This window comes from Pseudomonas sp. GD03903 (assembly GCF_029840045.1).
Classification (GTDB): domain Bacteria; phylum Pseudomonadota; class Gammaproteobacteria; order Pseudomonadales; family Pseudomonadaceae; genus Pseudomonas; species Pseudomonas pseudonitroreducens.
In genome coordinates, this window is sequence record NZ_JAOCBT010000007.1 from 233,504 (window position 1) to 258,515 (window position 25,012).

The window sequence follows — 25,012 nt, forward strand, 5'->3', positions numbered from 1 at the left end:
GCGAGGAGTTGCCATGAGCGCTATCACCATTACCGAAGCCGCACAGGATTACCTGGCCGAGCTGCTGTCCAAGCAGGACACCCCCGGCATCGGCATTCGCATCTTCATCACCCAGCCGGGCACCCAGTATGCCGAGACCTGTATCGCCTACTGCAAGCCGGGCGAGCAGAAGCCGGAAGACACCCCGGTCGGCCTGAAGGCCTTCACCGCCTACATCGACGCCATCAGCGAGCCGTTCCTGGACGACGCCGTGGTCGATTACGCCACCGACCGCATGGGCGGCCAGCTGACCATCAAGGCGCCCAACGCCAAGGTACCGATGGTCAACGAGGACAGCCCGCTCACCGAGCGCATCAACTACTACCTGCAGACCGAGATCAACCCCGGCCTGGCCAGCCATGGCGGCCAGGTGAGCCTGGTGGACGTGGTCGAGGACAACATCGCCGTGCTGCGTTTCGGCGGTGGTTGCCAGGGCTGCGGCGCGGTCGAGATGACGCTGAAGGATGGCGTCGAGAAGACCCTGATCGAACGCATCCCGGAGCTGAAGGGCGTGCGTGACGTCACCGACCACAGCAACCGCGAGAACGCCTACTACTGAAGGCAGGCGATCGAGCAGAGAAAAGGCGACCTCCGGGTCGCCTTTTTCGTTTGGAGCCGGGCCCGGGCCTGCTCGGAAACGTAGGGCGAATAACGCCTCAGGCGTTATCCGCCATTGCGGCGCATAACCCGTTCCGGGTTATGCGCCCTACGCAGTGGTGCTCCTTGCAGGAGCGAGCTTGCTCGCGAACCGCACTGGCAGCCAAACCCTCAGGCCTGCGCCATTTCCCGCCGCCCCGCCCAGAGCACCACCAGCGCCACCAGCAACACCGGCCACACCAGCAGATTGACCGCGCTCCAGCCGACGCTGCTGATCAGCGCGCCGGAGCTGAACGACATCAGCGCCGCCAGGCTGCCATTACCCAGTTCCATCAGGCCCTGCGCGTGCCCGCGCTCCTGCGGCGAATGGCCCAGGGCGAGCAGTGTGGTACCGGCCACCAGCATCAGGTTCCAGCCCATGCCCAACAGCAGCGAGCTGACCAGGAACTGCGCGACGCTCTGCCCACTCAACGCCACCGCCGCGCTTACCGCCAGCAATGCCATGCCGATCCAGGCCACGCGGCGGCCGCCGAGGCGGTCCACCAGCGGGCCGGCGACGAAGGCGGGGAGGAACATGCCCAGCACGTGCCATTGGATCACGCTCACCGAGCGCTCCAGCGGCAGCCCGCAGAAGCTCATGGCCAGTGGCGTGGCGTTCATGATCAGGATCATCAGCCCGTGGCCGGCGGCGGTGCAGGCCATCGCCGCGCGGACCGGCGGACGGGACAGCAGCTCGCGCATCACCTTCCAGCCGCCGCTGGATGGCGCGGGCGCTGCGCCTTCCGGCAGGCGGCTGAGCACCGCGATGGCAACCAGTGCCAGCGCGGCAATCGCCAGGTAGGAGCCGACGAAGGGCGCGGGCAGGGCGCTGCGCGACCACAGTGCCAGGCTCGGCGCGAGCACTGCCGCCAGGACACCGCCGCCGATCACGTAGGCGGTGGCGCGGCCCTTGTGCGCCTCATCCACCGCTTCCAGCGCGGCGAAGCGGTAGTACATCGCTGACGCCTGGTACGCGCCGATGGGCAGGGCACCGAGGCAGAACAGCAGGAAATCCGCCAGCCACACGCCCAGCGCACAGAGCAGGCCACCCAATACCCCGCAGGCGGCGCCGAGCAGCAATCCGCGTCGCCGTCCATGGCGTTGCATGAACAGCGACAAGGGTTGCACCGCCAGCAGGTTGCCCAGCACCAGGACTGCCAGCGGCAGCGTCGCCAGGCCGTTGATCGGCGTGAGCTGCGCGCCGACCAGCGAAGTGAGGGTGATGCCGATCAGCGAGCAGGACCAGTACAGCGCCTGGCTGCTGAACAGCAGGCGGATCGCCGGAGTGCGCAGCAGCATGCTCCGCCCTCAGCCCTGGCAGCCCGCAGGCTTGAGTACGCGCTGGGTCGAGGCCGGGTTGGCCGCCAGCTTCTCCAGCGGCCGGCGCGGGCGCGGCAGCAGTTCGCCGCCGCAGTTCGGGCACTGCCCGTGCAGCACCTGCTCGGCGCAGTCGGTGCAGAAGGTGCATTCGAAGCTGCAGATGCGTGCGTCGGCGCTGTCGCCGGGGAGGTCGCGGTCGCAGCATTCGCAGCCGGGGCGGAGTTCGAGCATGGCAAAGTCCTTTGCTGTGGATTGAAGTCAGTGCAACTGGCCGAAGCGCTCGGCGTACTCCTGCGGGCTGATCGCCAGGTGCTTGTGGAAGGTACGGCGCAGGTTCTCCGGGTGGCCGAAGCCGCACAGCCGCGACACCGTACTGATCGACGCCTGGGCGTCCTGCAGCAGCGCGCGGGCAGCCTCCAGGCGTACCCGTTCGACGTAGCGGCCGGGGCCCATGCCCAGTTCGTTGATGAACACTCGCGAGAGCGTGCGCGGGCTCATGCAGGCCTGCCCGGCCAGGGCTTCCAGCGACAGGTCGCTGCCCAGGTTGGCCGGGATCCATTCCAGCAGCGCAGCCAGGCGCGGCGTGCGGCTGGGCTCCGGAGTCAGCCAGTGGCTGAACTGCGCCTGGCCGCCCGGGCGCTTGAGGAACATCACCAGGCGCCGCGCCACCGCCAAGGCCAGTGCGCGACCGAGGTCGGCCTCCACCAGCGCCAGGGCAAGGTCGATACCGGCGGTGACGCCTGCGGAAGTGAACACGTGGTCGTCGCCATCGCGGCGTTGCGGATCGTAGGTGTGCAGGCGGTCACCCTGGACCAGGACTTCCGGGAAACCGGCGCACAGTTCATCGACATCCGCCCAGTGCGTGGTGGCCGGGCGGCCATTCAGCACCCCGGCGGCGGCGAGGATCAGCGCCTCGGAGCACACCGAGCCGAGCCGACGCACCTGGGGTTCCGTAGCCGCCAGCCAGTGCAGCAGGTCGGTGTTTTCACATTGCCTGGGGACGCCCAGCCCGCCGGGCACCAGCAGCGTATCCAGGCTGGCGGGATCGACTTCGCGCCAGGTCTGGTCGGCACAGATCCGTATGCCGGCGGAGGTCGCCACCGGCCCGGGCTGCTCACCCAGCACCAGCAGTTCGTAGACCGGCGCCAGGCCCTGGCGCTGGCGTTCGACGTTGGCGGAAGCGAACACCTGCAGCGGCCCGGTGATGTCCAGGCTCATGACGTCGGGATAGAGCAGGCAGGCGATGCGGCGCGGCGAATCCATGGCGGGCCTCGTTCATTGGATGCCACGAGTGTGGCGACGACCGATGCTGGCGGCAACGTCAGTCAGCCCACGAATCTTGCCAATCTATTGGCCATTGCCCAGCTAGGGGCGCAAGCACGGTCGGCAGCGGCGGCTTGCGGGGCGGCGTCATGGAGCCGAAGCGGTGCCTGCGAGCAGAGGGCATGCGCACACGGACGTGCGGTTGCGCTGAGCGGGTAGAGCGAGGCCGTAGCCTGCCGGGCAAACACCCGGAGCCGCCGGGCGGCCCCGGGAAGGATCGACCTCCGCGCAGGAGATAGCCTTCAGACCTTCAGCACGCCGCGAAACCCGCGTGCGGCGTAATAGGACTGCACGCCATTGTGGTAGGTGAAGACCCGCTCGTAGCGGCGGTCGCCGAACAGCGCGCCGTCCAGCTTGCGCATGGAGCCGGGCGTGCGCAGCCAACTTGAAGTCTTCTGGTCGAAGCTGCCCAGCTCCTGCAATTGGCGGTACTGCGCCTCGTCAAGCAGCTCGATGCCGATCTGCGCGGCCAGCTCGGTGGCGCAGCCGGCGGGCTTGTCCTTCTTGCGCGCATCCAGTGCTTCGCGGTCGTAGCAGAGGCTGCGGCGGCCGGCGGGCGTCTCGGCAGAGCAATCGAAGAACAGCAGGGCGCCGCTGGCGTTTTCGCGACCGACCACGTCGGGCTCGCCGCCGGTTTCCTCCATCTGCTGCAGCGCCTTGAGCTTGGCCGGGGCGGCTTCCAGGCGCGCCTCAACGTCCGCCCAGGCGATGCCCTGGTGGCGTTCCGGATGCTGCTCGAAGCGGGCCTGCAGTGTCGCCAGCAGGGCGTCGCGTTGCTTCGCATTCATCTTGCTTACTCTCGGCAGGGGTTGAAGGTCAGAGAGTAAAGCAGGATTTGCGCAGCCTGCGGCTCAGCCGGCGTCGGCCCAGCGCTCGCGCACGACGAGGATATCGGGCAGGCAGCCGAGGAACAGCTCCACCAGTTGCGGATCGAACTGGCTGCCTTTCTCCCGGCGCAGCAGTTCCAGTGCTTCCTCAATGCTCCAGGCCGGCTTGTATGGGCGCACGCTGGTCAGTGCATCGAACACGTCGGCGATGGCAACGATGCGGCCTTCCAGGGGGATTTCCTCACCGCGCAGGGCATTGGGGTAGCCGGTGCCATCCCAGCGTTCGTGGTGGGTGAGGGCGATGCTGCGGGCCAGGGTGAGCAGGCTGGAGTCGTGTTCGCCGATGATCCGCGCGCCGATCTCCGGGTGCTGGCGCATCACCGCCCATTCCTGCTCGTCGAGGCGGCCGGGTTTCTGCAGGATGGCATCGGGAATGCCGATCTTGCCCACGTCATGCATGGGGGCGGCGTTGAGCAGGTCGTCGGCGGCTTTCTCCGAGTAGCCGGCGGCGCGCGCCAGGATATGCGCGTAGTGGCTCATGCGGATGACGTGCAGGCCGGTCTCGTTGTCCTTGTACTCCGACGCCTTGCCCAGACGCTGGACGATCTGCAGGCGCGTCTCGCGCAACTCTTCCACCCGTACCAGCGACAGGTGGGTGCGCACGCGGGCCTTGACGATGGGCGGGCTGACCGGCTTGGTGATGTAGTCCACCGCGCCGACCTCGAAGCCCCGCGCCTCGTCGGGCACATCGGCCAGCGCGGTGACGAAGATCACCGGGATGGCGCAGGTGGCCTGCTCGGCCTTGAGTCGCTGGCAGACTTCGAAGCCGGTCATGCCGGGCATCATCACATCCAGCAGGACCAGCTCCGGACGTTCGCGGTTGGCCAGTTCCAGCGCCTTCTCGCCATCCTTGGCGAACAGCAGGCGGTAGTCGTCCTGCAGGATGTGGCGCAGCACCTGGAGGTTGGTGGCTTCGTCGTCCACCAGCAGCAGGCAGGGCCGATGATCTTGGGCGGTCAGGGTCATGCTTGCTCCAGGCGGGCGTCGAGAGTCCGGACCCATTCCAGGGCCTGGTCGAAGTCGAAGTCGTCGATGGCATAGCGCAGGGCTTCGAAGGCCTCGCGGTGTTCGCCCTTGGCGGTACCCAGGCGCAGGCGCTCCAGCGCCTGGTCGTCGAGGCCGCCACGGGAGAGCGCCAGTTGCAGGGCCTGTAACGCCGCGCGCAGGTCCTGCGAGGCGGCTTCGCCCACGGCCGAACCGACCGCTTCGGCGACGGCTTCCGGCACCACTGGCACCGATTCGCGGACCGTGGCGAACTCGGCGCGGACCCGCTGCAGCGTGGAGACCAGTTGTTCGGCCGGGCCATGCTCGGCGGCGCCCTCCAGCGCGCCGATGGCGCCGGCCAGGCGCGGCAGGGCGAGGTTGGCGGCGGCGCCGCGCAAGCGGTGGGCGAGGGCGCTGATGCTGGCGCGATCGCCTTGGTTCACCGCGCTTTCCAGGGTGGCCAGACTGCTTTCCTGCTCGTCGAGGAAGCGCACGATGGCCCGCGCCATGGGCAGCGGGCCGCCCCAGAGATGTGCGCCGGCGGCCCAGTCCAGGGTCGCCAGCGGCGCTGGTTCGGCAGTTGGCGTGCGGCGCACGCTGGGCGCGGCGCCCAGCAACCGGGCGATTTCGTCGAGCAGGCCGGCAAGCTCGAGCGGCTTGCTGGCGAAACCGTTCATGCCGGCGTCCAGGGCGTTCTGCCGGTCGCGGTCGAGCACGCTGGCGGTGAGGGCGATGATCGGCACGGCCTGCACGCCGCGCTGCTGCTCGCTGGTACGGATGCGCCGGGTAGCTTCCAGGCCGTCCATGCCGGGCATCTGCACGTCCATCAGGACCAGGTCGAAGTCCTGCGCGCTGTAGGCATCAACGGCGGCCTGGCCGTCGCCAACGCTGTGCGGATGGTGGCCCAGGCGGCGCAGGTTCAACTCCAGCAGCTCGACGTTCTGCGGTACGTCGTCGGCTATCAGGATGCGCAGTGGTGGCAGGCTCGGCGCGTGGCTGCGGGTTATCGGCTGCACGCTGCGACCGGCCGGCAATGGCAGGTCGACGGTGAACACGCTGCCGCGGCCCACCTGGCTTTCCACGGTGATGCGGCCGCCCATCAGCTCCACCAACTGGCGCGAGATGGTAGTGCCCAGCCCGGTGCCGCCGAAGCGCCGGCTCATGGAGGCGTCGGCCTGGGCGAAGGGGTCGAAGATGCGCTCCAGGCGGTCGGCGGCGATGCCGATGCCGGTATCGCGGATGGCCAGGCGCAGGGCACCCGGTTCGCCGCTGATGACCAGCCGCACTTCGCCGCGCTCGGTAAACTTCACCGCGTTGCCCAGCAGGTTGGTCAACACCTGCTGCAGGCGCAGCGGGTCGCCCTGGAAGTACTCGCCGGCGCGCTGGCCGTAGTCGATCTGCAGGCTCAGACCCTTGCGCTCGGCGGACAGCCGCAGCGCCGCGCAGACCTGCTCGCACAGCTCCGGCAGGGAGAAGTCGAGGGCCTCCAGTTCGATGGCGCCGCGGTCCAGCTTGGCGGTGTCGAGGATGTCATTGAGCAGGCCCAGCAGCGAGCGCGAGGCGTTCTGCACGGTGCTCAGGTAGCGCCGCTGGTTCTCTTCCAGCGGCGAATCCAGCAGCAGTTCGGTGAAGCCCATGATGGCGTTCATCGGTGTGCGGATTTCGTGGCTCATGTTGGCCAGGAAGCTGCTGCGTGCAGCGGCGGCCTGCTCGGCGCGGTCACGGGCGCTGCGCAGTTCCTGTTCCATGACCCGGCGCGGGGTGAGGTCGGTGGCAAGCTTCACTACCTTCACCGGCTTGCCGTCGAAATCGAGGATCGGGTTGTAGGTGGCGTGGATCCACACCTCGCGACCGTCCTTGGCCAGGCGGCGGTACTCGCCGGCGCTGTACTCGCCCTCGCGCAGCCCTTGCCAGAACGCCTGGTAGCGGGCGCTGGCGGCGATGTCCGGCGGGCAGAACAGGCTGTGGTGCTGGCCCAGCACCTCGGCCTCGGTATAGCCGAACAGCTCGAGGATGTTCTCGTTGGCGGCCAGCACACGTCCATCGAGGTCGAACTCGATCAGCGCCATGGCGCGGCCGATGGCGGTGACCTTGCCTTCGTACTCGTTGCTCAGCAGCTTGGTATCGGTCTGGTCAAGCAGCACGCCGTCGATCCACTGGGGATTGCCGGCGTCGTCGTAGCAGGCGCTGCCGCCTTCCCAGATCCAGCGTTCCGTGCCGCTGCGGTCGAACAGCCGGTATTCGACGACGTAGCTGCGGCGCTCGGCGATGGCGCGGCGGACTTCTTCGTTCACCGCTTGCTGGTCGTCGGGGTGGTAGAGCTGGCCGAAGGTGATGCGCCGGGCGCTGAAGTCCTGCGCCGACCAGCCGGTCACGGCCTCCACCGCATCGCTGACGAACAGGGTGCTCCAGGCCTCGTCCGGGAGGACGCGGAAGGCGATGCCGGGCATGTTGCGGATCAGCGAGCGGTACTGCTCCTCGCTGCTGCGCAGGGCCTGCTCCATCACCCGGCGTTCGCTGATATCGGCGACGAACACGACGAACCAGGGCTTGCCGTTGTGATCGGTGACGCCGAGGCTGACGCGCACCGGGATTTCCCGGCCGTCGCGGGTCAGGCCTTCCAGTTCCAGTTCGGAGTTGCTGAACTGGCGCTTGCCGCTGCTCTTGTAGTTCTCCAACGCCATGCGGAACTGATGGCCGTAAGCCTCGTTCAGCAGCACCTGCATGGGCTGGCCGACCAGCTCGTGCGGGTGCCAGCCGAACAGGCGCAGCACGGCGTGGTTGACCGAGCGGATCACGCCGCTGTGGTCGATGGTGAGGATGGCCTCGACGGCGGCGTCGAGCAGCGAATCCAGGTGCTTGCGCCGGCGCTGCAGTTCCTGGAACAGCTGGCGGTAGCGCAGCAGGCCGTTCACCGCGGCGACGCAGATGCTCAAACTGATGGTGGCCATGGAGATCGCCATGGCGAGGTAGAAGCTGCCTTGCACGCCTTGCGGCACGCCGAACTCCTCCCGCCCGACGAAGCGCGCCGCGGCCATGCCGGTGTAGTGCATGCCGGCGATCGCCAGCCCCATGACCACGCCGCTGACGAGAATCGCCAGATTCGGCCGCATCCGCCCGCGCAGGCCGAAACGCACCCACAGGGCGATCACCGCCAGCACCACGGCGACCAGGATCGATAGCGCGAACATCCAGGGGTTGTAGCGCAGCAGCGGGGCCATCTGCATGGCTGCCATGCCGCTGTAGTGCATGGCGCCGATACCGGCGCCGACCAGCACGCCGCCGCCGATGAATTGCAGTTTGCTGACGTTGCGCTGGGCCAGCAGGTTGAGCGCGATCCATGAGGCGAACAGGCTCGGCAGGCCGGAAAGCAGAGTGATCAGCGGGTCATAGCGCACTGCCGCGCAAAGCTGGAAGGACAGCATGCCGATGAAGTGCATCGCCCACACGCCGCCGCCCAGCGCTACCGCGCCGGTACCGAGGGCGAGTTGCCGGTAGAACGGGCTGCGGGCCAGCCGCGCAACGCCCGACAACTGCAGGGCCATGGCCGAGGTGAAGATCGCAATGAGGATGGAGAGCAGCACCAGCGCCGTGTTGTGCTCGCCGAAAACCAGCAGCGAAGGGGTATCGCCGCTATAGAAATATCGCTGCAGATCGAGCATTGAACGAAGACCGTACTGCGTGCCGAAGGCCCGGTGGAAGACGAGACTGGAGTGAGCAGAACACAGGATGGATGCAAATTGCCATCATTGTCGGTCGCTGTACCCGCGAAAACCGCGCCATGGCGGCGGAATCGGACGAGCGGGAGGCCAAGGTTCGGAATCGAAGCTGAAACGATGCAGCAGGAGCGGCGACCGATAACGCGCTATCGGCGGGTGAAGCGGAAAATTGAGCGTTTGCCGACGGCTGGCAGCGCAAACGCAGAAGCCCGGCTTGGGGCCGGGCTTCTGTGTGGTCCTGTCTGTGGGTCAGGCGGGCATGTGCCATTCCTGCAGGCGGTGGCCTTCGCGGTTCAGCTCGTCGCGGGCCTGGTTCAGCAGGCCTTCGAGCTGCTCCGGGTCGGAGTAGGCGGAGCTGGGAATGCGGGTGAGGCCCAGCAGACGGGTACCGGTGCGATCAAGGACGGACAGGTCGAGGCTGCCGTCGCCCCCTTGGTCAACCCAGGTCACACAATTGAAGGGTTGGAAGGCTCGTCCAGTGATCAGCAGAGCCTCGTTGAAACGAAGAGTCGCATGCATGGTTGTGATCTCTCTGCGTGGTAATCCATTGCGAAGGTGGTGAAAGCGGGTCATCCACTTTCGTGTTCGTTCACGCAATTGATGGTTTCAGAGTCGAAGAAAGTCACAGGGCATGTCGCGTTTGTACACAAAGTAGTCGCAAATTAATCCGAGTGAAACGCTGCAGGCCCCGCCAGCCGGGGCCTGTAGCGCTATGCAGGGTGCGCCATCGCGCCGCATGTACCGTTCGTCAGAAGTGACCGCCGGTCATGCCTGCATGGCCCAGCCATCCACGTTCATCGCCGCCTGACGCAGCGCCTCGGATCGCGTCGGGTGCGGGTGGCAGGTGCGCGCGATGTCCTCCGCGGCGCCGCGGAATTCCATGGCCACGCAATACTCCGCGATCATGTCGCCGACGTTCGGGCCGATCATGTGCACGCCGAGGATTTCGTCGCTGCGCTCGTCCGCCAGCACCTTCACGAAGCCCTCGGTCTCGTGGTTGATCTTCGCCCGGCTGTTGGCGGTGAAGGGGAACTTGCCCACCTTGTAGGCGCGGCCCTCGGCTTTGAGCTGTTCCTCGGTCCTGCCCACGGTGGCCACTTCCGGGTGGGTGTAGATCACGCTGGGGATCACGTCGTAGTTCACTTCCCCGGCCTTGCCGGCAATCAGCTCGACGCAGGCGATGGCCTCGTCCTCGGCCTTGTGCGCGAGCATCGGGCCGGAGGTCACGTCGCCGATCACCCAGATGCCCGGCACGCTGCTGCGGTGTTCGTGGTTCTCCAGCATGCCGCGCTTGTCGGTGCTCAGCCCCACGCTCTCCAGCCCCAGCCCTTGCGTATAAGGGCGGCGGCCGATGGCGAGCAATACGTAGTCCGCCTCGATCGATTCCGCCGCGCCGCCAGCAGCCGGTTCCACGCTCAGGGTCACCTGCTTGCCGCTGACCTTGGCCTGGGTGACCTTGGAGCCCAGCTTGAAGCTCATGCCCTGCTTGGTCAGGGCGCGCTGGAAGGTCTTGGCGGTTTCCAGGTCCATGCCGGGGCAGATGCGGTCGAGATATTCGATCACCGTGACCTGCGAACCCAGGCGGCGCCAGACCGAGCCCAGCTCCAGGCCGATGACGCCGGCACCTATCACCACCAGGTGCTTGGGCACCTCGGGAATGGACAGCGCGCCAGTGGAGTCGAGGATGCGCTTGTTGTCGACCTCCACGCCCGGCAGCGGGGAGGGCTCGGAGCCGGTGGCGATGATGATGTCCTTGGCGGTCAGTGCAGTCTTGCTGCCGTCGGCGGCGGTCACTTCGACCTTGCCCGGCCCGTCGATGCGGCCCCAGCCCTTCACCCAGTCCACCTTGTTCTTGCGGAAGAGGAATTCCACGCCCTTGGTCAGCGCGGTCACGCTCTCGGCCTTCTGCTTCATCATCTGCGCCAGGTCCAGCTTGGGCTTGACCTGGATGCCGAGGTTGGCGAACTCGCCGCCGGCCGCCGCTTCGTACAGTTCCGACGCGTGCAGCAGCGCCTTGGACGGCATGCAGCCGACGTTCAGGCAGGTGCCGCCAAGGGTTTCGCGGCCCTCCACGCAGGCGACCTTGAGGCCCAGCTGGCCGGCGCGGATGGCCGCGTTGTAGCCGCCGGGGCCGCCGCCAATGACGATCACATCGTATGCGCTCATGCAGTGTTCTCCGCCGTTGAAAAACAGGTGAATCGAGGTTAGCCCGCGCTCGCTGGATCACCAGCGCAGGGCCTGGGATAAGCGTTACTCGATTTATATTACGAACATAATATATTATTCTGCGCAAGTCACACAGACATGACAGACGCGCCGGGGAGGGCGAAAATGCAGGGCTTTGGCGCCTCAGGTTCGTGCGCCTACGGAGAATTCATGAAGATCGACTGCGATTTCGACAGTGGCAACATCCAGGTGATCGACGCCAGCGACCCGCACCACGTGCGCCTGGCGCTGCGCCCGGACACGAAAAGCCCGCACTTCCAGTGGTTCCACTTCAAAGCCGAGGGCCTGCAACCCGGCCAGCAGTACCGGTTCAGCCTGACCAACACTCCCGGCTCCAGCTACACCGGCGGCTGGCCGGGCTACAACGCGGTAGCTTCGTACGACCAGTGCGACTGGTTCCGCGTGCCCAGTACCTACGACTCCAACGGCCTGCACTTCAGCCTGGATGCCGAACAGCCCCAGGCCTGGTTCGCCTACTTCGAACCCTACAGCCGCGCTCGCCATGCCGAACTGGTGAAACGCGCCCAGGCCAACGGCGCCGAACTGCTCGCCAGCGGTCACAGCCTCGAAGGCCGTGAACTGCCCCTGCTGCGCATCGGCAAGGGCGCGGCAGGTGCGCGCAAGATCTGGCTGATTGCCCAGCAGCACCCCGGCGAACACATGGCCGAGTGGTTCATGGAAGGCCTGATCGACCGCCTGCAAGCCGCTGACAGCGATATCCAGCGCCTGCTGGAGCGCGCCGACTTCTACCTGGTGCCGAACATGAATCCGGATGGTGCCTTCCATGGCCACCTGCGCACCAATGCCGCCGGCAAGGACCTGAACCGCGCCTGGGCCGCGCCCAGCGCCGAAGAAAGCCCGGAAGTGCTTTTCGTCCAGCAGCAGATGGCGAAGTACGGAGTGGACCTGTTCCTTGACGTGCACGGCGACGAGGAAATCCCCTTCGTGTTTGCCGCCGGTTGCGAAGGCAACCCGGAGTTCACGCCACGCCTGGATCGCCTGGAAAGCCTGTTCCGCGAGCGGCTGGAAGCCAACGGCGAATTCCAGAGCGTGCACGGCTACCCGAAGGACGCCCCCGGCCAGGCCAACCTGACCCTGGCCTGTAACCATGTCGGTCGCACCTATGACTGCCTGTCGCTGACCCTGGAGATGCCCTTCAAGGATCACAACCTGTCGCCCAACGTGCGCACCGGCTGGAGTGGGGCGCGCTCGAAGGCGCTGGCGGCGGCGGTGCTAGTCACCGTTGCCAGTCTGGTCGACGAGTTGCGCTGATTTTCGGATACGCCGCCGCACCTGCTCTTTGTAGGACCGAGGGGGACGCCTAGTCCTTGCTCGCGAACCGCATGCCTCCGGGTCTGCCGGAAAATGCCGTTCGCGAGCAAGCTCGCTCCTACAGGTTCGCATCGGGCTGCGGCGCTTTTCTGCGCCATTCCTACACCTCGCCCGCCTGACCATTCGGTCAATCCGTCCAGCCTGGCTGTTGAATCTTCCTCCTCGCGTGCTAATCCCAAGAGTGAGGCATACGCATTCAGGAGGCAGGTATGACTCGACACCGCAAGCTGTTGACCCCGCAGGAAATCGATTATCTGCAGGAGCGCATGGACGCCCTGGAGGAACTGGACTTCAGGGAGCGCCGCGAAGTGCGCAAGAACCGCGCGGGCGATCACAGGCCTCACCTCTACGCTGGCGCGGCCTGAGCGAGTAGGGCCGCAAGGCCCGGTCAGCACACAAGGCTCGGCAAGGTCGATTCGGCAGCGCGCCGGACCGGCTTTGTGCGACGCTATGCCTGGCGTCGCTCATTTCGTCGGACGGCACTGGGTGTTGTGCGACGCTGTTTCCCTTCCGTCATCTCTTTCCATCCCGAAAGCGGCATTCCAGAGCGGTGCGTATCTGTAACTTCAGGCTCGTTCAGTAGCCGAAGTCTTACAAAAAACCGACTGTAAACTTGAACTGCTTCACATAAACTCGGGTCTTCCGTTAGTGCATTTCGCTCTACCCGCAGCAGTCAGAAGTAGCCCCATGGAAAACCACAGTACCCCCCTGGGTCCGGTCCCTGCTCATCTGGTCCGCGAAGCCGTGGCCAAGAAGACCGGACTCGGCTGGGTAGTCGAGTTCAATATCGCCACCTGGCTCAACCTCGCCGTGCGCGACGACACCGCCATTGCCCTCAAGGTCAGTTATCTGGATGGCGAAAAGCCCCGGGAAGTGCTGGTCGACAAGGGCAGCATCTTCGGTGCCCAGCGCATCCTGCTCTGTGGCATCGCCCGCCTGGGAGTGAACCAGAAGCTGGAGTCGATGAGCCTGTCGCTGGAAACGCGCTCGCCCATCCAGTCGCTGCTGGTCGAGGAGCTCTTCGTCCAGGCCGTCGAACGCCAGAGCGAAAAGAAGAACGGTACCCGCCGTTCGCGCTGATCATCCACGGCAAGGCGCCCGAGTGGCGCAATCGAGGGGTATTCCCGTCGTGCATGGCGTAGCGCATCGCTTGCGAGCGGCGGGCTGGAGCAGGGAATATCGCCGGGCCCCACTCGTTGCTTCAGGAAGCACCATGCCCCTCGATATCGAACAGCTCAAGCTCTACACCGCCCACCGTGGCATTGCCATTCCCATGCTCGACTTCCTGCAATTCCGCCACGCCCCGGCGGAGGATGGAAACGGGCCGGGCCGTCTGGTCGTGCGCGTCGAGCCGCAGCATGTGAACGGCTGGGCCAACGCCCATGGCGGCTTGATCATGACCCTGCTCGACGTTGCCATGGCCCTGAGTGCCAGCGATGCCGACGAAGCCGGCCGTGGCGTGGTGACGGTGGAAATGAAGACCAATTTCCTGCGTCCGGGCGGAGAGGTGGGCGAGGTGCTGGAAGCCCTCGGCAGCGTGCGGCATCACACGCGCTCCATCGCCTTCTGCGAGGCCGAGCTGCGCAATAGCGCCGGCGTGGTCGTGGCGTCCGCCTCCGGCACCTTCAAGTACGTCAACCGGCCGCGCCCGCTGGCCGACGCCTGAGCCTTCCCCTTCCTGGCTTGTCTCGACAGCCGCAAACGGCAGTTTGCGGCTGCTCGCCTGCGCCGATAACGCCTCGACTGCAGTGCCGCTCGGCGGCTCGTCTACATCATCAAGACCTTCGCGGTTCATTGACGGTCCCATCGAAGAACGCTCTAGCACGGGCTTTGTAAGAAATATCTTTCATTGGCTGTAATGAATTCGTCATAAAGCGTGACTACATTTTTCTGTCATGAAAGTGTCACTCGATGTGACTGAGCCAGTGACGGCACAAGGCAATCCACCATGCTGCTCGATGACAAGAACTTCCCACGCCGCGTCCGCCGCGACCTGCAGGATGACCGCGACGAAGAGCTCGAACTCGAACTGTTCGACGAACTCTACGACTTCGAAGGGCTGCGCCAGGGCAGTCTGCAGACTCATGAAGAACGTCTGGCGCGCCAGCGCTACTTCCACACTCTGTTCAGCCTGCAGGCCGAGCTGGTCAAGCTGCAGAACTGGGTGGTGAAGACCGGCCACAAGGTGCTCATCCTCTTCGAAGGTCGCGATGCAGCCGGCAAGGGCGGGGTGATCAAGCGCATTACCCAGCGCCTCAACCCGCGCGTCTGTCGGGTCGCCGCGCTGCCCGCGCCGAACGACCGCGAGCAGACCCAGTGGTACTTCCAGCGTTACGTCTCGCACCTGCCGGCGGCGGGAGAGATCGTCCTGTTCGACCGCAGCTGGTACAACCGCGCCGGCGTCGAGCGGGTCATGGGCTTCTGCACCGACGGCCAGTACGAGGAGTTCTTCCGCAGCGTGCCGGAATTCGAGCGCATGCTCGTGCGTTCCGGCATCCAGGTCATCAAGTACTGGTTTTCCATCTCCGACGAGGAGCAGCACTACCGCTTCCTCAGCCGCATCCACGACCCGCTCAAGCAGTGGAAGCTCAGCCCCATGGACCTGGAGTCGCGCCGACGCTGGGAGTCATACACCAAGGCCAAGGAAGTGATGCTCGAGCGCACGCACATCCCCGAGGCACCCTGGTGGATCGTCCAGGCCGATGACAAGAAGCGTGCGCGGCTGAATTGCATCAGCCACCTGCTGAGCCAGATTCCCTACCAGGAAGTGCAGCAACCCTCCGTCAGCCTGCCCGAGCGGCAGCGCCATGAGGGTTACCGCCGGCACCCCACGCCGCTGGAATTGCAGGTGCCGGAAGTCTACTGAGCGCAAGCGCAGGATGGCGCCGAGCACAGCGATACCCGTCTATCCGGTGCACGGGCAGCATGAGAATCGCGTTGGCCCCACCCATCCTGCGGGTGTCCGACCTCGTTGCAGGAACTGGCCATGCCCGCGATCTGCACGCGACGCGCTCGCGCCGAGAACACCTCACTTCGCCAGACTGCGCACCGTATAGCGGCCGGCCGTAATGGCCTCGCAGAGGAAGTACGGCAGAAACTCGTCCCAATGCCCCCTGGCCACCGGTGATTCGTAACGGCAGAGCAGCGAGCCCTGGTCATCGAACAGGCCCCAGGGCTGCAACTCGCCATCCTTCAACTGGCTGCGCACCTTGATGCCCTGGTAGCTGGCATTGCAGCCCACATGGAACGACTCCGTCCGCCAGCGCACCGGCTCGTGCGGCGGGAAGGGCTGCGCATCGAGGAAGCCGAACAGGTCATCGTGGCTCAGCAGGCTCTGGCGGATGGTCGACCACAGGCTGCGCCGCAGGAAATACTGATCGGCGAAGCGCTGGTGTGCTTCTTCCTCTTTCAGGTACTGGGCGATCAACTCGCGGATGCCCGGCAGGTTCGGGTTGTGGCAGCCGGCCCACATACCCGCCAGCAGCAGCTCGGTGTGGCTGAAGTAATCGCGCATGTGGTGATACCAGAAGCCGCTCTCAAGCCAAGCTTCCACCGCTGCGCGGTCGCGTTCGGAAAGCAGCGCATCGGCGTCGCGTACCTGGAAGCGCGCTACGTCGCTGTCCGCCATCACCAGGAAGCGCCACATGGTCGGCGGGACCGCCGCGCGCGTCGCCTCGTCCACCTGCACTACCTGTGCGCCGGCCTCGCGCAGGCGGGCCTGTACCGCCGCCGGTACCGAGTCGTCCACGTAGAAGCGGCAGCGCCATTGGGGGAACAGATCACGCGCGGCCACCACGTTCTCCAGCGCGCTCTCGCAATAGCGCGGGCGCGCGCCGAACAGCGAGAAGACGATCAGGTTGCGCTCCGGGTGCGCACCATCGAATGCCGGGGGTGGGGCATCGGGCAGCGGGTAGGCGGGGAACTGGCTGTACTTGCGGTCCGCCACGCTCAGCGACAGGTTGCCGTAGCGGCGTACCAGATCGTCGCGCTTCAGCCAGCCGCAGGCTTCGGTCAGCCCATCCAGCGCGGTGCCGGGCATCTTGTCCTCCCCCAGGGTGTGCAGCAGCTTGAGGTAGGTCTTGTAGGCCTGTTCGTAGTCCTTGGTCCGCATCAGGCACAGGGCGTAGTCCGCCAGCAAAGTGGGATTCTTCGGCGAGATTTGCAGCGCCTGGCGCGCCGCATCGCGGCCCTGGCGATAATTGCCCGCCGCCAGGGCGGCGCGGAAGGTGGCGGCCAGCTTGTTGAACTTCTTCTCGACGGCAGACATGCAGGGGCTCTCCAGGGCAGGTGGGCGGCGGTGGTTCCTGCACGGGATGAGCAGCTCGCACGCCTTCGATCGCATGGAGCGCAAGGCTAGGGAGCCGGGAGAGAGGGCTCTATCGGAAAATTCCCGCGTATGGCGGCGATAAGTATGAAGTCTCTCCCGTACCGCCTGCCGCCTCTCCCTAGCGGCGATATCGGTACGCCACTATTCTTTCGCCCGCAGGGAAGCCATCAGGCCCCGGACTCTTTCAGCGGGTGATCGAATGAAGCGCATCGGACTGGCGAGCCTGCTCGCCGTGCAGGTCAGTACAGCGTGCCTGGCCGGCGAGTTCGCCAGGACTGACAAGGGTTGCCAGGTGCAGGACTGGAACAGCCAGCGCGCCAACCCGAGCTACATCTGGTCCGGCCAGTGCACCGGAGGCTTCGCCGACGGCAAGGGCATCCTCCTGTCGCTGGTGGACGGGCAGGTGTTCTCCACCACCGAAGGCACCATGCGCAAGGGCAGCTTCAACGGCCCGGCGGTGATCCAGTGGGCCAAAGGCGATCGCTATGAAGGCGAGTTGCAGAACGGCGCGCTCAGCGGTCACGGCAAATACCGCTACCCCGATGGCACCACCGCCAGCGGCGTGTTCAACAACAGCCAACTGGTGCAGGCCGACGCTCCGGCCGCGTCAGCCGTCGCCGGCCAGGGTGCGGACGGCGCGGCGGTTTCCGCCGAAGTCGCGGCGGTCGACCTCTCCGGCGGCTGCCAGGCCGCGCAGCAGAAGGGCCAGGCCTACATGGAGCGGCTCGGCCAGGAGGCCAATAGCCAGGACCTCGGCATCTGTGGTTCGGCGAAGGCGATGCACAAGGTGGGCGAGATGACCGTGCGCGTCGCCGAGCTCTGCCACGAAATCCCCACCTGGACGCAATTGCGCGACGAAGGCCAGCGCATCATCCGTGAAAGCCAGCAGACCATGGACGGCTCCTGCGGCTGAGCGCAGTAGAACGGCGTGGCGTATCGCGATACCACTCCCGCCTTCGCCAGACGGATAGGTTTGGGCTGTAGGAGCGCGCCTGCCCGCGAACCCGAACCGACCCTGGGGTTGCCCCACGAAAAAGCCGCCCGGGAGGGCGGCTTTTGCTTGGGCGCCATCGGGCCGCAATCAGTGCCAGAACAGCGCGATCAGGATGATGATCGGGATTGGAACGCCGAGGAAATACAGAAGGATCGACCGCATGGTGTGCCTCCGGTCAGTGGGCAGGACGGGATTGCGTGGAGTGCAGGGTGCGGGTATTGGTCAGCAGCACCACCGCATCGCGGCGACGGCCGCCGTGGATGGCCAGGAAGCTGGCGAAGAAGGCGCCGCAGAGCAGGGCGACGAACATCCACAGCGCCGAGGCGGCGGCCACCTTGCGGGCGGTATCGGCTGCTTGCTGTGCTTTCAGCTTGGCCTGCTGCGCCGCGGCGAACACCTGGTCGATGCGCTGCTCGGCTTCCGCCTGGCTGATCTCCGTGCGCTGGGCCACCACGCGGGCCAGATAGCTGCGATCGTCCGCGCTCAGCTGCCCGTCGGCCAGGCCGCGCAGGAAGATGCGCGTGGCGATGGCATGGGCGGCGTCGTCACTGACAGCCACCGGGCGGTTATCGCGGAACAGCATGTCGATGAAGTACGCCGAGCCATCGTCCGTGCGGCTGGCGCTGGCGTTCGAACCCGCGGCAGCGGCGGCGGTGGTTGCCGCAGAAGCCCCGGCCTGCAGGCCACCGCCGACGATACTGCTCACCGAGCCCACCACCAGCGTGGCGGTCACCAGCGTCGCCACGGCCCAGGCGAGGAAGCCGTGGGCAGTGTCGCGGAAGTACACCTCATCGTCATGCAGCGTCGCCCAGCGCGCCCGCAGGCGCCCGGCGATATAACCGCCCAGGCCCGAGGCCAGGACCTGCGTCAGCATCAGCCAGACAATGGTGGAAACACCTATCTGCTTGAACGTCGCGCCATCGCCCGGCCAGGGCGACACCGCGGAAAAGCCCAGGCCGAAACCCAGGATGATCAGGATCAGGGACAGCGCCGCCGCCCCGGCGGCTCCGGCGAACACCGCCGCCCAGGACACTCCCGAGTGATCGGAGGTGTCCACGGCGGCAGTGGCGTAGGCATCGGTCGTTGTAATCATTGTTGGCTGCTCCGTGTCAGAGAGGTGGAAACCCCAATCACTTCAGTGCAGCGGTTGTGCCAGTTGTAACAAAATAATAAGTTCTGGATTATCAATGGCTTGAAAAGCGGCATCGGCTGCCGGTCATGCAGATTGCAGGATAGGCCCCGCGTGGCGCCGCAGATTGCAAGCTCGGGGAGCGGCGTGGCTTATAGTTTTCGCACGCCTTCAATCCACCTGACCGCACAGGGCGACCATGACCTTCGAACCCACCAGCCTGTTATGGGGCGCCCCCTTGCTGATGCTGCTGGGCGGCTACGGGCTGATCCGCTGCATCGGTCGGTTGCGTCGCATCATCTTCCCCGACGTGCGCCAGCGCTGGGCCGACGCCACGCGCCCGCAAACGGTCGCCTTGCCCCGCGCCGGGCGCTACGTCATCAACATCGTCTTCCCGGCCTTCACCGTGGTCACCGGCAGCGCCTATTTCTCCGCCGACTTCGCTATCACCGCGTGCGCCACTGGCCAGCTTGTGCCGTACCAGTGCTACAGCCGCTTCAAGCTGTTCAGCGTGCGGCGCAGCGACATGGGCGGCAACTCCAGCAACCCTCTGGGCGAGTTCAACTGCAGCGAGCCCGGCGACTACCAGATCACCTGCCTGACCCCGGAACACATCCGCCCCGGCTTCCAGCTGGAAGTCTCGCCCTACGTCTCGCCAGCCACCTTCGTCCCGCTGATCCTCGGCACCATCCTTTCGGCCGCGATGACCATCGGCGGACTGGTTTTCAGCGTCCTCAAACTGACTGGCCGGCTCTGAGTTCACCATGCTTCGGGGCAGCGCCTTGGCCGCCCCGTAGGATGGCGTGGAGCGAAGCGATACCCATCGCTCACCTGTCACCACGGCCGATGGGTATCGCAAGCTCCACCCATCCTACGAACAACGTTTCCCTGTAGGAGCGAGAGGGACGCCATCGTTATTGCTCGCGAACCGCTTGCCGCCACTCCGAGCGGCGGATAACGCGTGCCGCGTTATGCGCCCTACGTCCTCGCCGGCGGGCTCTGCATTCGCCTTACATCGGGGCAACGCCTTGCTGCTGCGTAGGATGGCGTGGAGCGAAGCGATACCCATCGTTCACCCGTCATCAAGGCTGATGGGTATCGCAAGCTCCACCCATCCTACGAACAACGTTTCCCTGTAGGAGCGAGGGGGACGCCATCGTTATTGCTCGCGAACCGCTTGCCGCCACTCCGAGCGGCGGATAACGCGTGCCGCGTTATGCGCCCTACGTCCTCGCCAACGGGCTCTGCATTCGCCTTACATCGGGGCAACGCCTTGCTGCTACGTAGGATGGCGTGGAGCGAAGCGATACCCATCGTTCACCCGCCGCCGCGATTGGTGAATTAAATAATGTCCAAGTTACTGTGTCGGCTTGATATAGGTATATCCCACATAGGTATCTGATTTCGCAAAAGTTGACATATGTCCTGGGTATTGGTTTCGATCGTGAATATGCAGTGTCTCATTACTTTTCGGAAGTCGGTCAACCGAATTTACCAAGCCTTGTATTTCTGCGTTGAAGTTCACTTCTGCCTTGCGCCCAACATAACCATGACGCGATTCGGCGATCAGGCGGAGAGCCAGTGCGGTATTCACTTCCTTGTTGAGAAAATTGTCATCACCTTTGCCGGGTTTGCAGTAAATAGCTGAGCCTCCGTACTGGCTAGCCTTGTGACTACTATGTTCCCAGAGTACCGCCTCTGCCCAGGTGTACCACGAGTCCACCACGATCAGGCCCAGTGGATTGGCTGCGCGTTGGTCGTGATCTCCTATCGTGCAGAAGAAGTGCTTGATATCCGCTTCATAGACATAGCAGACCTGGTCTGTCGCCGGCAGCAGGTGCCGTAAAAGAGCATACGTCAGGGATGCATACTCCTGGCACATCCCCTTGCGCCCCTCAACGGACAGCGAGCCCATGACTACATTGGGTCGGTGCGCCGGATTGCTTGGGTCGTACGTCCTTCGTATCTGACCATTCTGGACACGTTGCTCATGTCGCTGGCGCGCAGCCTGGGTTCGATTGGTATTGCTGCGGCCATATAAATAATTTCGGACTTCTATGACTTGATAAAAGACCTGCATGTCGCCGAGAACATCAACGGTCAGCTTGTCAATATTATTAAGCCTGCCTCGGCGGTTCAGCGGCGTATTACCCAGCAGTGCTTGAACAACTGCAATAACTCGATTTGCAAGCGTTATGCGATCAAAGAGTGCTTTGTCCTGCAGTGGTACGGGCATATCCAGTTCCTTGGAAAAGATATCCACCTGGTAGCACCGGGAAATAGACAACTGCCAGCGCTTCGTTTTCAACCCCGGAAAGTCTAGGCCATGTTGCTCTTTCGGAAAGAGCGCTCCGGGCCAGGTGCAGGCCAGCAGCTTTGCAGGGCGTATAACCGTTCGCTGTTGTACGCCCTGCACCGCGCTCGTCATTGCCAAGTTCGACGCGGCCTTTGGCCTCAGGCCAATGCGTATAGCGTCGAGCCTTATACGCCCTACATCCGCAACCGCTTTGCCCAACCGCGCCAACCCGTGCGCCCGGCAATCGGCGAACGCCCGCCCAGCACGCGCGGTAGATCGCCGAAGCTCACCCAGAGATCGTCCTGCCAATCCAGCACCCGCAGGCACTGCCGTTCGAACTGCAGCTGCATATGGCGTGGGCCGCTGGCCTTGAACTGGCTGCGCACCTGCGGCACCACCGTGCCGCTGATCCAGCGCCGCAGCGAGCCGTAGTCCGGCACGTTGAACAGCACCAGCGCCTGGTACACGGCGGATTCGCTGATCAGCACCTGGTCGAGTTCCAGGCCGTCCTCGGTCAGCAGCCGTTCCTGGCGAATCTGGTCGTCGGCCATACGCATGGCCAGGCGGTCTTCGTGCGTATAGCCGGTCACGTGGCAGAAATCGGAGAGGAGGAACCAGACCTGATCGTCGATCAACAGGGCGCGTAGAGTGCGGCGATTGCGGAGGAAGGGGAGTGGGGTGGGCAGGGATGAATCGTCCATTTCAGTTGCATCTCTAGTACGAGCAGACCACCTACGGACGATGTTGGATCAGCAGCCACATGAACCAACACGCCGCGTTCCGGTGGACGGCCCAATTGGCTGGGCCGCCGATACAGATCGGCGATTGTCTCTAGGGTTTCGGGCTGCTAATCCCGGCCCCGCTTTATCACGGGGCGGGTGAACGATAGAGGGAAGAAACTGACGCAAACAAGAAACGCGATGGGCACAGTCCACCTCGGGGCGAAACTGCATTGCCTGTCTCAGTATTGCAGTCGATGCTGCAGCCATTTCGTTCGTGAAAGTTGTGGGGCTTGCTCCAGTCTCACGTTCAATTCGCGCGCTCAGCCCTTAGTTGTTCGATGTTGCGCGACTTGCCGCCGTTGCTCTTGTAGTCACTCCAGTACTCTTTCATGTCCTCCTGGCACTGCACGATCTGTTCGCCCGCCTGGCGCAGATTCAACTTGTTCACGAAGCCGGAAGTCGCGCCCACCTTCTTCTCGTAAGTAATGGTTTCGCGCGCTTCCTTGATCCGTAGATCGCAATCAAGGATCAAGTCGGCGGAGATATTGCGCTGTGCTTCGGGGGACGCGGCGTACTGGCGCGCTTCGGCGTCCTTCGCGGCGAAGTCGCGGGCAGCCAGTTGTTCCGAGGTGGGATTGTCGTTGGCATCCTTCAGGTATTGCACGGAGACTGGGTCTTCGATCGGTTTGCTATACACCTGGGCGCGGATGGCCTTCCAGAAAGTGCTGCCAAAGCGAGTTTCCTTCTGTTTTGGCGCCTGGTTGGTCATCTGGTAGCTGGTGGCGGTGAGGTACGGGATTCCGTTGGCAGTAGTGCGTGTTGTGAGTTGAAGCACGGCGCTAACGGTCACCCCAGCGGCCCACTCGTCCTGCGAGAGATTCTCGGTGACCTTGATCCACTGTGCCTCGCCACCGATTGGGCTGCCGTCGAGGGTGCATCCGACTCCGAGGCGGGGCAGGTCGTTATCGCATTTGTGCCGCACTTCCTCCAACGGAGCCATCACCAAGTACTCCTGGGCTGCGTGGGCGTTAGCAATCGGGAGTAGCAGAGCAGTAGTCAAGGGTAGGAGAGAGGTGCGTAGGAGGCTGTTCATGAACGGTCCTTGGTCATTCGATAGATGCACTATTGGGCAGTGAGTTTGCGAGGGCTTTAGCCGAAATGCCTTTCTCGGTGACAGTTGGGGCAAAGCGCAATGGCGTTCTCAACCGTGTCGTCCCCGTGCTGGGCGAGCGGTATTCGGTGGTGTACTTCTAGATAGGGTGAACTGTCCGATTTTCGCTTGAAGGGGGCAGGCTCCTTACAGTTCTCGCAATGCCCTTCTGCACGTAGCAATACCTCGGCGACTACATCAGGGTTGCGGTTAAACACCACCGTACGGACGGTTTTCTTGCTCGGTTTCTTTGGGGCTTTTGCCAGACGGCCCCGTCGCTGCTCGGTTGAGTCTTGAAGTGCTTTCTGCACGGATTGCAGGAAGTCATCTTGGGCGAGCGCGGCTTCGTTCAGCGAGCTGTGCCGATATTCCGCGTACATCACCAGAGCGCGGCGATACATGTCCTTCCCGCGTTTGTTGAGCGGCAGGATTTGCTCAGTTGGATCGAACATCTGGCAAGTTTCGGCGAATGCTTTGCTGGTCTTGATATCGCCCAGCGAGAAGTCGCCGTTATTGAAATGCGTAGCCATCCCTTGTAGGCGCCCGTCGATGGCTCCGGTGTAATGCTTGATGGTCTTGGGGCTTTTGCCTTGGGCAATCAACCAATCGTGAAACGTCATCTATCGCCAACTTTTTGCCGCTGAATTTCAGTTACTGCGTCTCTGTGAGTTGGACGGGACTATTCCCCGCCTACCCCATTGCGCTGATGCCGATAAGCACTCACCGCTTCATAAACCGCCTTCCTCAACCGGTTGATACCGCCAATCGGCTGGTGCTCCGGCAGGGCATGCCACGGGTTGTAGGAGATGTTGTCGCAGGCGATGTTCTGCTCGCGGCTGTCGAAGTCCTGGGGCGGGATGTTGACGGTGGCGACGGTCTGGAAGGGGGCGTCGGATTCGCTCCATTCGACGCTGGTGTCTTCGATGGGCATGTATTTGCTCGGGTCCTGTTTCTGCACTTGCAGGGCGAAGCAGGCGGGGACGCGGTCGACCGAGAGCTGCTGGTACATGGCGGTACGCAGGAAGTTGGGCAGCTTTTCGTTGAGCTTGGGTAGCTGGTAGGCCGGGCAGCCTTCGGTCTGCGGGATGACGCGGAACTTGATGTTGTTCGCCTCGCCCAGTTTGTACGGCGCGATGCCGTTGTAGCCGGTTTCGAAGGGGCTGTCGGGCGCGGGGGCGAGGGTCTGCAGGGCGATGACCAGGTGGCGGATTTCCCAGGTGCTGGGCTTCCAGCTGGGGAAGAAGGCGGCGACCTTCTGGCCGCTGGCCTGGGCGGCGAAGTTCTGCCGGTATTCGGCGACGTCGCGGACGAAGAACACCGGGTGGTTGAACATGACGAAGTCCTGTTCGGTGTCGTGGCCCTTGCCGGGCATCAGCTTGGCGCCGGGCACGTCGAGCAGTTTGATGGCCATGCCGCGGGCGTCGCGGGCGCTGTCGAACTGCGGGTAGGCGTTGCCGTTGGAGAAGCGGACCATGGCCTCCCACTTGTGCCCCGGTTCGGCAAACACGCCCTGGCGCAGGCCGGGGGCAAGGTCGCTGGCGACCGTGACCTCGGCCTTCAAGCAGCCATGGGCCTTGGCGTGGGCGTCACGCAGCACACGGGTGTTGTCGCGGTGCTGTTCGACGATGCGCACGGCGTCTTCGATGATGGCCTGGGTGAGCTGGGCTTCGCCCGGCGGGATTTCTTCCTGGGCGGAAACGGGGCCGGAGAATTTCCAGGCGTAGTAGAGGCTGCCGATGCCCCAGCCGAGCAGGCCGATGGCGGCGACGGCGAGCAGCAGACGGCCGAGCCATTTGCCGAGGAAGAGCCAGATTCGGGTGAGCAGGGAGCGCATGGCACGGGGTCCTTTGATGTTTTCTTTTTCTGGAGGGGATTCCGTTCCCTGGCCCGTGGGGGCTTGCTGTGGGGCGTTTCCCTCTCCCTGGCCC

The 25,012-nt window shown here is 64.6% G+C and carries 23 protein-coding genes; 8 read left to right on the forward strand and 15 right to left on the reverse strand.

All coding sequences use genetic code 11. The features are described 5' to 3' along the window. The first annotated feature begins 13 nt into the window (after nucleotides 1–13). Nucleotides 14–598, forward strand: coding sequence for a Fe-S biogenesis protein NfuA (gene nfuA / locus N5C91_RS13840; RefSeq protein WP_184597512.1), 585 nt, complete (start codon nucleotides 14–16; stop codon nucleotides 596–598). 209 nt (nucleotides 599–807) lie between these two features. Here nfuA and N5C91_RS13845 read toward each other — a convergent pair whose 3' ends face one another. The 8 genes from N5C91_RS13845 to lpdA all read right to left on the reverse strand — a co-directional run bounded on the left by N5C91_RS13845 (nucleotide 808) and on the right by lpdA (nucleotide 11,074). Next, nucleotides 808–1,974, reverse strand: coding sequence for an MFS transporter (locus N5C91_RS13845; protein ID WP_279830132.1), 1,167 nt, complete (start codon nucleotides 1,972–1,974; stop codon nucleotides 808–810). A 9-nt stretch (nucleotides 1,975–1,983) separates the two neighbouring features. After that, the gene (locus tag N5C91_RS13850; RefSeq protein WP_236199775.1) at nucleotides 1,984–2,226 is read right to left on the reverse strand and encodes a DUF1272 domain-containing protein; all 243 of its coding nucleotides are present in this window, start codon (nucleotides 2,224–2,226) and stop codon (nucleotides 1,984–1,986) included. A gap of 27 nt (nucleotides 2,227–2,253) precedes the next feature. After that, nucleotides 2,254–3,258, reverse strand: coding sequence for a GlxA family transcriptional regulator (locus N5C91_RS13855; protein WP_279830133.1), 1,005 nt, complete (start codon nucleotides 3,256–3,258; stop codon nucleotides 2,254–2,256). Between the two features lie 302 nt (nucleotides 3,259–3,560). Then, nucleotides 3,561–4,106: a DUF4256 domain-containing protein gene (locus N5C91_RS13860; protein WP_236175494.1), complete on the reverse strand. Its 546-nt coding sequence runs from the start codon at nucleotides 4,104–4,106 to the stop codon at nucleotides 3,561–3,563. 63 nt (nucleotides 4,107–4,169) lie between these two features. After that, nucleotides 4,170–5,171 carry a two-component system response regulator gene (locus N5C91_RS13865; protein WP_279830134.1) on the reverse strand — a complete coding sequence of 334 codons (1,002 nt, stop codon included), beginning with the start codon at nucleotides 5,169–5,171 and terminating at the stop codon, nucleotides 4,170–4,172. Beyond that, nucleotides 5,168–8,851 carry a PAS domain S-box protein gene (locus N5C91_RS13870; protein ID WP_279830135.1) on the reverse strand — a complete coding sequence of 1,228 codons (3,684 nt, stop codon included), beginning with the start codon at nucleotides 8,849–8,851 and terminating at the stop codon, nucleotides 5,168–5,170. Before N5C91_RS13870 ends, N5C91_RS13865 begins: the two co-directional genes overlap by 4 nt. Before the next feature lie 306 nt (nucleotides 8,852–9,157). Continuing rightward, complete coding sequence (locus N5C91_RS13875) at nucleotides 9,158–9,427, reverse strand: hypothetical protein (protein ID WP_236175491.1); 270 nt, start codon at nucleotides 9,425–9,427, stop codon at nucleotides 9,158–9,160. 246 nt (nucleotides 9,428–9,673) lie between these two features. Further along, a complete protein-coding gene (gene lpdA, locus N5C91_RS13880) occupies nucleotides 9,674–11,074 on the reverse strand; it encodes a dihydrolipoyl dehydrogenase (protein WP_279830136.1) in 1,401 nt (466 codons plus the stop codon). Between the two features lie 210 nt (nucleotides 11,075–11,284). Between lpdA and N5C91_RS13885 the strand changes: the two genes are divergently transcribed. From N5C91_RS13885 to ppk2, 5 genes are all read left to right on the forward strand, one after another. Beyond that, nucleotides 11,285–12,406 (forward strand): M14-type cytosolic carboxypeptidase, encoded by a 1,122-nt coding sequence (locus N5C91_RS13885; protein WP_279830137.1) that lies wholly within the window; start codon nucleotides 11,285–11,287, stop codon nucleotides 12,404–12,406. A gap of 269 nt (nucleotides 12,407–12,675) precedes the next feature. Continuing rightward, nucleotides 12,676–12,831 carry a hypothetical protein gene (locus N5C91_RS13890; protein WP_279830138.1) on the forward strand — a complete coding sequence of 52 codons (156 nt, stop codon included), beginning with the start codon at nucleotides 12,676–12,678 and terminating at the stop codon, nucleotides 12,829–12,831. 322 nt (nucleotides 12,832–13,153) lie between these two features. Continuing rightward, on the forward strand, nucleotides 13,154–13,546 hold the full coding sequence (locus N5C91_RS13895; protein WP_279830139.1) for a hypothetical protein: 393 nt from the start codon (nucleotides 13,154–13,156) through the stop codon (nucleotides 13,544–13,546). 133 nt (nucleotides 13,547–13,679) lie between these two features. Continuing rightward, nucleotides 13,680–14,132 carry a PaaI family thioesterase gene (locus tag N5C91_RS13900; protein WP_236175486.1) on the forward strand — a complete coding sequence of 151 codons (453 nt, stop codon included), beginning with the start codon at nucleotides 13,680–13,682 and terminating at the stop codon, nucleotides 14,130–14,132. Nucleotides 14,133–14,414: 282 nt separating this feature from the next. After that, a complete protein-coding gene (gene ppk2, locus N5C91_RS13905) occupies nucleotides 14,415–15,332 on the forward strand; it encodes a polyphosphate kinase 2 (protein ID WP_279830140.1) in 918 nt (305 codons plus the stop codon). A 162-nt stretch (nucleotides 15,333–15,494) separates the two neighbouring features. On the opposite strand, the gene N5C91_RS13910 is transcribed toward ppk2, so the two are convergent. After that, the gene (locus N5C91_RS13910) at nucleotides 15,495–16,733 is read right to left on the reverse strand and encodes a tetratricopeptide repeat protein (protein WP_279830141.1); all 1,239 of its coding nucleotides are present in this window, start codon (nucleotides 16,731–16,733) and stop codon (nucleotides 15,495–15,497) included. A gap of 259 nt (nucleotides 16,734–16,992) precedes the next feature. Here N5C91_RS13910 and N5C91_RS13915 point away from each other — a divergent pair, with 259 nt between their 5' ends. Further along, on the forward strand, nucleotides 16,993–17,706 hold the full coding sequence (locus N5C91_RS13915; protein WP_236175483.1) for a hypothetical protein: 714 nt from the start codon (nucleotides 16,993–16,995) through the stop codon (nucleotides 17,704–17,706). A 256-nt stretch (nucleotides 17,707–17,962) separates the two neighbouring features. Here N5C91_RS13915 and N5C91_RS13920 read toward each other — a convergent pair whose 3' ends face one another. Next, on the reverse strand, nucleotides 17,963–18,880 hold the full coding sequence (locus N5C91_RS13920) for a hypothetical protein (RefSeq protein WP_279830142.1): 918 nt from the start codon (nucleotides 18,878–18,880) through the stop codon (nucleotides 17,963–17,965). Between the two features lie 235 nt (nucleotides 18,881–19,115). On the opposite strand from N5C91_RS13920, the gene N5C91_RS13925 reads away from it, so the two are divergent. Continuing rightward, nucleotides 19,116–19,673: a hypothetical protein gene (locus N5C91_RS13925; RefSeq protein WP_279830143.1), complete on the forward strand. Its 558-nt coding sequence runs from the start codon at nucleotides 19,116–19,118 to the stop codon at nucleotides 19,671–19,673. A 600-nt stretch (nucleotides 19,674–20,273) separates the two neighbouring features. Here the strand turns inward: N5C91_RS13925 and N5C91_RS13930 are convergent. From N5C91_RS13930 to N5C91_RS13950, 5 genes are all read right to left on the reverse strand, one after another. Next, a complete protein-coding gene (locus N5C91_RS13930) occupies nucleotides 20,274–21,344 on the reverse strand; it encodes a hypothetical protein (RefSeq protein WP_279830144.1) in 1,071 nt (356 codons plus the stop codon). Nucleotides 21,345–21,406: 62 nt separating this feature from the next. Further along, nucleotides 21,407–21,913 carry a BRO family protein gene (locus N5C91_RS13935; RefSeq protein ID WP_279830145.1) on the reverse strand — a complete coding sequence of 169 codons (507 nt, stop codon included), beginning with the start codon at nucleotides 21,911–21,913 and terminating at the stop codon, nucleotides 21,407–21,409. A 328-nt stretch (nucleotides 21,914–22,241) separates the two neighbouring features. After that, the gene (locus N5C91_RS13940; RefSeq protein ID WP_236175478.1) at nucleotides 22,242–22,934 is read right to left on the reverse strand and encodes a hypothetical protein; all 693 of its coding nucleotides are present in this window, start codon (nucleotides 22,932–22,934) and stop codon (nucleotides 22,242–22,244) included. Between the two features lie 149 nt (nucleotides 22,935–23,083). After that, nucleotides 23,084–23,704, reverse strand: coding sequence for an HNH endonuclease signature motif containing protein (locus N5C91_RS13945; protein WP_279830146.1), 621 nt, complete (start codon nucleotides 23,702–23,704; stop codon nucleotides 23,084–23,086). A 59-nt stretch (nucleotides 23,705–23,763) separates the two neighbouring features. Further along, nucleotides 23,764–24,918, reverse strand: coding sequence for a catalase family protein (locus tag N5C91_RS13950; protein ID WP_279830147.1), 1,155 nt, complete (start codon nucleotides 24,916–24,918; stop codon nucleotides 23,764–23,766). Between the last annotated feature and the right edge of the window lie 94 nt (nucleotides 24,919–25,012).

What these genes read in the sequence shown, in the direction of transcription:
- nfuA (WP_184597512.1), top strand. Translation starts at nt 14, where the DNA reads ATGAGCGCTATCACCATTACCGAAGCCGCACAGGATTACCTGGCCGAG.
- N5C91_RS13845 (WP_279830132.1), bottom strand. Translation starts at nt 1,974, where the DNA reads ATGCTGCTGCGCACTCCGGCGATCCGCCTGCTGTTCAGCAGCCAGGCG.
- N5C91_RS13850 (WP_236199775.1), bottom strand. Translation starts at nt 2,226, where the DNA reads ATGCTCGAACTCCGCCCCGGCTGCGAATGCTGCGACCGCGACCTCCCC.
- N5C91_RS13855 (WP_279830133.1), bottom strand. Translation starts at nt 3,258, where the DNA reads ATGGATTCGCCGCGCCGCATCGCCTGCCTGCTCTATCCCGACGTCATG.
- N5C91_RS13860 (WP_236175494.1), bottom strand. Translation starts at nt 4,106, where the DNA reads ATGAATGCGAAGCAACGCGACGCCCTGCTGGCGACACTGCAGGCCCGC.
- N5C91_RS13865 (WP_279830134.1), bottom strand. Translation starts at nt 5,171, where the DNA reads ATGACCCTGACCGCCCAAGATCATCGGCCCTGCCTGCTGCTGGTGGAC.
- N5C91_RS13870 (WP_279830135.1), bottom strand. Translation starts at nt 8,851, where the DNA reads ATGCTCGATCTGCAGCGATATTTCTATAGCGGCGATACCCCTTCGCTG.
- N5C91_RS13875 (WP_236175491.1), bottom strand. Translation starts at nt 9,427, where the DNA reads ATGCATGCGACTCTTCGTTTCAACGAGGCTCTGCTGATCACTGGACGA.
- lpdA (WP_279830136.1), bottom strand. Translation starts at nt 11,074, where the DNA reads ATGAGCGCATACGATGTGATCGTCATTGGCGGCGGCCCCGGCGGCTAC.
- N5C91_RS13885 (WP_279830137.1), top strand. Translation starts at nt 11,285, where the DNA reads ATGAAGATCGACTGCGATTTCGACAGTGGCAACATCCAGGTGATCGAC.
- N5C91_RS13890 (WP_279830138.1), top strand. Translation starts at nt 12,676, where the DNA reads ATGACTCGACACCGCAAGCTGTTGACCCCGCAGGAAATCGATTATCTG.
- N5C91_RS13895 (WP_279830139.1), top strand. Translation starts at nt 13,154, where the DNA reads ATGGAAAACCACAGTACCCCCCTGGGTCCGGTCCCTGCTCATCTGGTC.
- N5C91_RS13900 (WP_236175486.1), top strand. Translation starts at nt 13,680, where the DNA reads ATGCCCCTCGATATCGAACAGCTCAAGCTCTACACCGCCCACCGTGGC.
- ppk2 (WP_279830140.1), top strand. Translation starts at nt 14,415, where the DNA reads ATGCTGCTCGATGACAAGAACTTCCCACGCCGCGTCCGCCGCGACCTG.
- N5C91_RS13910 (WP_279830141.1), bottom strand. Translation starts at nt 16,733, where the DNA reads ATGTCTGCCGTCGAGAAGAAGTTCAACAAGCTGGCCGCCACCTTCCGC.
- N5C91_RS13915 (WP_236175483.1), top strand. Translation starts at nt 16,993, where the DNA reads ATGAAGCGCATCGGACTGGCGAGCCTGCTCGCCGTGCAGGTCAGTACA.
- N5C91_RS13920 (WP_279830142.1), bottom strand. Translation starts at nt 18,880, where the DNA reads ATGATTACAACGACCGATGCCTACGCCACTGCCGCCGTGGACACCTCC.
- N5C91_RS13925 (WP_279830143.1), top strand. Translation starts at nt 19,116, where the DNA reads ATGACCTTCGAACCCACCAGCCTGTTATGGGGCGCCCCCTTGCTGATG.
- N5C91_RS13930 (WP_279830144.1), bottom strand. Translation starts at nt 21,344, where the DNA reads ATGACGAGCGCGGTGCAGGGCGTACAACAGCGAACGGTTATACGCCCT.
- N5C91_RS13935 (WP_279830145.1), bottom strand. Translation starts at nt 21,913, where the DNA reads ATGGACGATTCATCCCTGCCCACCCCACTCCCCTTCCTCCGCAATCGC.
- N5C91_RS13940 (WP_236175478.1), bottom strand. Translation starts at nt 22,934, where the DNA reads ATGGCTCCGTTGGAGGAAGTGCGGCACAAATGCGATAACGACCTGCCC.
- N5C91_RS13945 (WP_279830146.1), bottom strand. Translation starts at nt 23,704, where the DNA reads ATGACGTTTCACGATTGGTTGATTGCCCAAGGCAAAAGCCCCAAGACC.
- N5C91_RS13950 (WP_279830147.1), bottom strand. Translation starts at nt 24,918, where the DNA reads ATGCGCTCCCTGCTCACCCGAATCTGGCTCTTCCTCGGCAAATGGCTC.